Here is a 2531-nt window from a genome sequence, read left to right on the forward strand (position 1 = left end):
GGCACCCGCGGGTGTCGCGCCCGTCGTCGTGCCGCCACGGCGACGCCGTGCGGCGCCGCTTGCCACAATGGCCCTGCGACGGGCGGCGACCCGTCGTGGCGGGATGCCTGTTAGCGTTCACAGCACGGGGGACGCGCTGCCCGCGCCGATCCGTCCGGACGGGAAGAGTCGAAGGTGACAGCGAGGTCCACCAGCGAGCCGGTCGTGCCGCGTCCCGGCGGCGTCGCGCGTGCCGCGGGGACCGCCCGAGGCCCTCGTCCGCCCGCCATGGGCGACGTGGCGCAGGTGGCCGGCGTGTCGCACCAGACCGTCTCGCGCGTGCTCAACGACCACCCGAACGTCCGCCCGGAGACGCGGGCGCGCGTCCTCGCCGCCATCGAGCAGCTGGGGTACCGCCGCAACACCGCGGCGCGGGCGCTCGTGACCCGGCGGACCGGCGCCATCGGCGTGGTCACGGAGGACTCGCCGCTCTTCGGCCCGACGATGACGCTCATCGCCCTCGAGAACGCCGCGCGCGGCCAGGGGATGTACGTCTCGGTCGCCACGGTGACGCGGTGGGACGTCGCCACGGTGCAGGCGTCCCTCGAGCACTACCTGGACCAGGGGGTCGACGGCGTCGTCGTCATCGCGTCCCACGACGAGGCGGTCCGTGCGGTGCGCTCGTACCCCACGCACGTGCCGGTCGTCATGGTGGGCCCCGCCGACCTCGACGGGGACGTGCACACCGCGGCCGTCGACCAGTACGCGGGCGCGCGGCTCGCGACGCGGCACCTGCTCGACCTCGGGCACACCGACGTGCTGCACGTGGCCGGGCCGGACGTGTGGCTGGACGCCCGCGCGCGCGCCCGCGGCTGGCACGACGCGATGCTGCAGCGGGGCCTGCGCCCGCGCGCGCCCGTGGCGGGGGACTGGACGGCGTCGACCGGCTTCCGCATCGGGAGCCGGCTCGTGACGGCGGACCGGACGGGCGAGGACCGCCTGCCGACGGCGGTGTTCGCGGCGAACGACCAGCTCGCGCTGGGGCTGCTGCACGCGTTCGCCGAGGCGGGCGTGCGGGTGCCGCACGACGTCTCGGTCGTGGGCTACGACGACGTGGAGGGGGCGGCGCACTTCTTCCCGCCGCTCACCACGGTGACCCCCGACTTCGCCGCCCTGGGCCGGCGGTGCCTGGACCAGCTGGTGCGCGCCATGGCGGGCGAGCCGCCCGAGCCCGCGCTCGTCGGCGCGTCGCTGACGGTGCGCGCGTCGAGCGCGGCACCCCGCGCCTGACCCCGGACGCGTGACCGGTTCGTGACCGTCCGGACTCTTGACCCGTCCGTTGTGAGCGTTAACACTTCACGTGTCCGACATCGGGGTCGGAACCCGCTCAAGGAGGAGTCCATGTCTCGTCCCGCATCCCTGCGCACCCGCCTCGCCGCGCTCGTCGGCATCGGTGCGGTGCTCGCCCTCGGCGCCTGCAGCAGCGGCGGCAGCGCCGACGCCGGGTCCGACGGCGGCTCCGGCGACGGCGACCTCATCCGCGTGGGCTTCTCGCAGCTCGGCGCGGAGAGCGGCTGGCGCACCGCCAACACCGAGTCGGTGAAGGCGAGCCTGACCGAGGAGAACGGCTTCGACCTCAACTTCGTCGACGCCCAGCAGAAGCAGGAGAACCAGATCAAGGCGCTGCGCGACTTCGTCGCGCAGGACGTCGACGTCATCGCGTTCTCGCCCGTCATCGAGACCGGGTGGGACGAGGTGCTGCAGGAGATCAAGGACTCGGGCATCCCCGTCGTCCTCGTCGACCGCACGGTCGACACGTCCGTGGAGGACCCGTTCGTCACCTGGATCGGCGCCGACTTCGAGCAGGAGGGGCGCACGGCCGGCGAGTGGGTCGCCGAGAACGCGCCCGACGCGAAGATCTTCGAGCTCCAGGGCACGCTCGGCTCCGGGGCGCAGGTCGACCGGGAGGAGGGGTTCAACGAGGTCGTCGGCGAGCAGGTCATCGGCAAGGCGTCCGGCAACTTCACGCGCGCCGAGGGCCGCACGGCGGTCGAGGCGGCGCTGCAGGCCTACCCCGAGATGAACCTGATCTTCACGCACAACGACGACATGGGCCTCGGCGCCATCGAGGCGATCGAGGCGGCCGGCAAGGTCCCCGGCAAGGACATCCAGATCGTGTCCGTCGACGGTGTCCGCGACGGCCTGCAGGCCCTCGTCGACAAGAAGTTCAACTTCGTCGTCGAGTGCAACCCGGTGTTCGGCGACCAGCTGGCCGAGCTCATCACGCAGGTGGCCGACGGCGAGGACGTGCCGGAGACCACGGTCGTCGAGGACAAGTCGTTCGACCAGACGATCACGCAGGCGGACGTCGACGCCCGCGCCTACTGACGCAGCACCGACCGACGCGGCACTGACCGACGCGGCGCCCGCACACGCGGCGCCGGCCGGCGCGCGGGCGGGCCACCCCGGCCCGACCCCCCCCCCCCCGGCGCGGGAGGACAACCCAGTACCACACCCACCCCCACGCGGGCGACGCCCCCCCGCGGGTGAAC

At 73.8% G+C, this 2531-nt stretch carries 2 protein-coding genes; both read left to right on the top strand.

Annotated features, from left to right (window positions below; genetic code table 11):
* The first annotated feature begins 267 nt into the window (after positions 1-267).
* Entirely contained in the window at positions 268-1269 is a 1002-nt protein-coding gene (locus ACFUMH_RS18985; RefSeq protein ID WP_378209179.1) for a LacI family DNA-binding transcriptional regulator, read from the top strand.
* 111 nt (positions 1270-1380) lie between these two features.
* Positions 1381-2367: an ABC transporter substrate-binding protein gene (locus ACFUMH_RS18990; protein WP_378209177.1), complete on the top strand. Its 987-nt coding sequence runs from the start codon at positions 1381-1383 to the stop codon at positions 2365-2367.
* The last annotated feature ends 164 nt before the right edge of the window (positions 2368-2531 follow it).

This window comes from Cellulomonas sp. NPDC057328, assembly GCF_042667215.1.
Lineage (GTDB): Bacteria > Actinomycetota > Actinomycetes > Actinomycetales > Cellulomonadaceae > Cellulomonas.